The sequence below is a fragment of the bacterium genome (genome assembly GCA_035530055.1).
GTDB lineage: Bacteria > UBA6262 > WVXT01 > WVXT01 > WVXT01 > WVXT01.
Genome location: DATKVN010000066.1, coordinates 1 through 4,063, shown reverse-complemented (window position 1 = coordinate 4,063; position 4,063 = coordinate 1). Strand labels below are relative to the sequence as shown.

5 protein-coding genes are annotated in these 4,063 nt (G+C 43.5%); 1 reads left to right on the top strand and 4 read right to left on the bottom strand.

What is annotated here, in order from left to right:
- Positions 1-310: 310 nt before the first annotated feature.
- Positions 311-682: a hypothetical protein gene (locus VMW39_05305; protein HUW23428.1), complete on the bottom strand. Its 372-nt coding sequence runs from the start codon at positions 680-682 to the stop codon at positions 311-313.
- 100 nt (positions 683-782) lie between these two features.
- On the opposite strand from VMW39_05305, the gene VMW39_05300 reads away from it, so the two are divergent.
- On the top strand, positions 783-1,034 hold the full coding sequence (locus tag VMW39_05300) for a hypothetical protein (GenBank protein ID HUW23427.1): 252 nt from the start codon (positions 783-785) through the stop codon (positions 1,032-1,034).
- A gap of 28 nt (positions 1,035-1,062) precedes the next feature.
- Here the strand turns inward: VMW39_05300 and VMW39_05295 are convergent, their stop codons facing one another.
- From VMW39_05295 to VMW39_05285, 3 genes are all read right to left on the bottom strand, one after another.
- The gene (locus tag VMW39_05295) at positions 1,063-2,277 is read right to left on the bottom strand and encodes an IS91 family transposase (protein ID HUW23426.1); all 1,215 of its coding nucleotides are present in this window, start codon (positions 2,275-2,277) and stop codon (positions 1,063-1,065) included.
- A gap of 2 nt (positions 2,278-2,279) precedes the next feature.
- Entirely contained in the window at positions 2,280-3,119 is an 840-nt protein-coding gene (locus tag VMW39_05290; GenBank protein ID HUW23425.1) for a site-specific integrase, read from the bottom strand.
- A 696-nt stretch (positions 3,120-3,815) separates the two neighbouring features.
- Positions 3,816-4,063: hypothetical protein (locus VMW39_05285; protein ID HUW23424.1), on the bottom strand; the 248-nt coding region annotated here is incomplete at its 5' end.

Below are 4,063 nucleotides of genomic sequence, written 5' to 3'. Positions count from 1 at the left end.
CTCCTTCGAGCTTGAGGTTTATCCCTACAAGGATCTCTAACCAAGCACGTATCTCCTTCAAACCGGTGTAGTTACCAGGTAAGCCGGGTAGTGGGGGTACAATATTGAGAACTGCGTTAGGAGCATAGAGGGTCATGATTGTGTAATATTTCTTTTGCTATATTTATAAGTTCATGCTGCCATTCGGGAAACATAGGGCAAGCGACCAAGGGGAACATAGAATTCGCCGGCTCCTCGAAAGGGGAAGAATCTATTCCAATATGGGCTTCAGTGTCCACCAGTTCTCAAAAGACTATGAAGTGGTGTCCTATCATTCCTTTTGGGCTTTTGCCATAGCTTCGAAGTTCTCGTTTATTCGGGGTTCTCCAGTCTGTTCCCTCTCTCCAAGGGCAAATCCCTTGATCCTATCCCACACGAGGCCTATCGCCAGCCAGTCGAATAATAGTTCCTCATTGAATAACCCATGCTTGTAAAGGGTGCCAATAGTTTCGAACACGCCACAGATTTTGGAGGCGATGGCGAATCCCTCACTACCCCGGGGGTACTTTTTCACAAACTCAGCATAGTCGGGAACGAACTGGTCACTCCACATCCAGTTCATCGCTTCGTTTAGTCCCAATGCAGCACCCCACTGAGCAAGTTGAAGCATTAGGGTAGCATCTTGGTAATTTGGTTTAGTCATTTGTCTCACTCCTTTCTTATTTAGGTGATAAAGTCCCCCTTCAAAAGAGCCGGACGAACTTCGGTTAACGATTAAGATTGCTTCCGAAGTTGGAGCACAGATGAAGCTAAGGTTTTTGACTTTAATGTTACCTATGCTCAATTTCGGAAGCAATTCGGTTGAACGAAGCCGCTCCGCTGTGGCTATGGGAATTCAATCCAGCGATTTCGTTCATCAAATTGCTATTAAAGCTTTCCCTGATGACCTTCTTAGAAGAACTAAATGTAAATTTGATGGTCTGGGAAATATTTTTCTCAATACGGTGTTCATAATAGAGTTGATTTTCTTAAAAAAGGGCGTTCTTCTCCCTTAACCCTCTATTCATATCCGCTATTTGAAAATCAAGCTACCCATCTCTCCTTCCTGGGAGGTGCATGGCACGAGGGAACTAAAATCTCCCTGGTGACCATCTGGCCTTTTTTACAACAAGGACAGATACGAGGGTCAATACCGATCAGTTTAAAAAGTAATTCCTCCCAGCTTTCTGATTCGGTTGACTGCTGTTTCCCGTTTGAGGTATTCCCCAAAATCTTCTGACACCGCCTGAACTTGGTTTTTCGATTGCGGTTGCTGAGCAGCCCATAATGTCGGATTTTGACAAAGTTGTTCGGTAAAATATGTAATAGAAACCGCCGAATAAACTCAAAGGCCTCCAGGGTCATCTGCTTGTTCTTGTTGCCATCTCCATAATCCCGCCAACGAAAGGTGACCTTCCCATCTTCCACTTTAACCAGGCGATGATTAGCTATTGCCACCCGGTGAGTATACCGACCGAGATATTCCAGTAGCTGTTTAGGACTCCGAAACGGTGGTTTACAGTAGAGGACCCACTGTTTCCGGTAAAGCTGATCCAACATCTTCTGAAATTCTCGCTTATCGCCCATCGAACAGATTCTTCCGACAAATTTTAGCTTGCCAGCTCGATAAGCCTCCTTGAGATAGAATAAGAATTTTCCCCGGAACAACCGGGACAAAACCTTCACCGGGATGAAAAACCCTCCTCGGGAAGAAATCCACCGCTGGCCATCAAGAGATAACCCCCCACCAGGGACGAGGCAATGAAGGTGAGGATGGTCCATCAAATTCTGTCCCCAGGTATGCAAAATCGAGATAAAGCCAATCTCTGCACCCAGATGCTTAGGGTCTTTGCTTAAGGCAAGAAGGGCCTCGGAGGCTGCCTTGAACAGGAGGCTATAAACCACCCTCTGGTTTCTCAAGGCCAAAGGATTAAGTAGATCTGGGATGGTGAAAACGATATGAAAATATTCGACCGGTAGTAAGTCCCTCTTCCGGGCAGCCAGCCACTTCTCCCGGGGCAGACTTTGACACTTGGGACAATGTCGGTTCCGACAGGAGTTGTAAGAAATCCGAATATGCCCGCAGACATCACATTGTTCGACATGTCCACCTAAGGCCGCAGTGCGGCAACACTCGATAGCCTTCATAGCTCTAAGATGACAAAGCGGCAGAGGGTGGGACTCTCTATAGGCCGGGCCAAACTGGCGAAATATGTCTGCCACTTCATTCCCAGAGAGAGTATTCTTGCTCAAGTCCATCTTTATGAGCCCAGCAAAGAATCCAGCGGACTGACTACTTTGAGCAGATCCTGACGTCTCAGATGTATATAGATGGCAGTAGTCTTCGGGCTCGTATGACCCATCAATTTCTGGACACGATAAATATCGGTTCCCGCTTCCAGAAGATGAGTGGCAAAACTATGCCGCAGAGTATGGACTGTGGCCGGCTTTTTAATCCCTGCCTTTCCTTTCGCCTTCTTAAATATCTTCTGGATAGACCTAGTGGAAATCGGTCTATCTGGCGAACAACCCGGAAATAGCCAGCTAAACGGACGGTATTGTCTCCAATAGTCACGAAGCAAATTCAGAGTAACTGAGGATAACAAAGCGTAACGGTCTTTCTTACCCTTTCCCTGAGCGACAAGCAGTTGCATCCGCTTGCTGTCTACATCAGAGACTTTCAAATGAGCCGTCTCACTCACCCTCAATCCTGCCGAATAGGTGATCATCAAAAGGGCCCGATGCTTTAAGTTGGTAGTAACGGCCAGCAACTGTTTTATTTCGGAACCATCCAGGACCACGGGAAGTCTCTTCTCTGGTTTGCGGCGGGGAATTTTCGCCACATTCCAATCCCTGCACAGTGTCGTCTTATAGAAAAACTTCAAAGCACTGTAAGCTCCATTTATACTTGAATCGCCAAGATCCTTCTCTGTTACCAGATGGTAAAGATACTCCCGTATTTCTTTTTCACCCATCTTGGCCGGTGATCTGCCGAAGTAGCGGACAAAGTTTTTCATATACCCGAGGTAGGCAGCTTGAGTTTTGGGGCTATACCCCTTTAGCTTAAGATCCATTTTCATCTGTTCCCTTAATTTTCCCATGATAAAATCTCCTTTCATTGATTTTAATCCATTATTGCCTAATTAAAATCAAAATAAAAGAGATAGATAGATCTCAAGTGAAAGGGAACAAAATTGCGTCTTAAGTAAACGGGATTAGATCACTTAATTTTCAAAGAACAATAAAAGACTAAGGCCGCTCTGGTAAAGCTACCGCGGAGCGGTTTAGTTCAACTTTAAATAACCGAAGTACTCCGTTTATGCTCCCAAATCGGCATGTCTTGCAAAGTTACTTCTATTTTTCTCTTAATAATTACTCTTAAACTTAATTCTTAAATATTTCTATATTCATTATACGACATATCTTTTAAAAACCCTCTTTTTTAAAAAACTTATTTATAAAAAAAATGAACCCCTGCGTACTCGACCGCAGGGGTTAGGAGGTAATTTAATGAAAAAGCACATGCAGGGTGGTGGCGAGCAATTTTTATTTTGGAATATCCGGGCATAAAAATTCTTTCTTCCAAAAAAATTCTTTAAGACATTCGTTAATCTGGAACTTATTCATTGATATAATACTTTCCTGGATATCTTTAGTAACTAAATTAATGTATTTTTTATATCTTTCTCCATGAATATATTGCCTATATAGTTCGTGAAAGTCCTTATTATATATTCCCCAGGCTTTAAACAGTTTTTCCCACTTAGGAATGGTCTTTTTTTCTAACCAGGAATCGCCTAGGAACTGACGATAGGGTTTCCATGCTTGAACCAACCGACTAAATTAAAGAATGCTACCGCAATATCAATAAACCCACTGGCAATTCCTAATAACTTTTCTTTGGTTATAGGCATAACATTACCTTCGGCCACCTTATCATAGAACAAATCGATGGCATCTAATATTACTTTTTTCTTCTCTGCCCCAAAACCAGGGGTTTCAAATGCTGTGATCAGGGTTAGAATTATAGGCACGATCCCACCTA

What these genes read in the sequence shown, in the direction of transcription:
- VMW39_05305 (HUW23428.1), bottom strand. Translation starts at nt 682, where the DNA reads ATGACTAAACCAAATTACCAAGATGCTACCCTAATGCTTCAACTTGCT.
- VMW39_05300 (HUW23427.1), top strand. Translation starts at nt 783, where the DNA reads ATGAAGCTAAGGTTTTTGACTTTAATGTTACCTATGCTCAATTTCGGA.
- VMW39_05295 (HUW23426.1), bottom strand. Translation starts at nt 2,277, where the DNA reads ATGGACTTGAGCAAGAATACTCTCTCTGGGAATGAAGTGGCAGACATA.
- VMW39_05290 (HUW23425.1), bottom strand. Translation starts at nt 3,119, where the DNA reads ATGGGAAAATTAAGGGAACAGATGAAAATGGATCTTAAGCTAAAGGGG.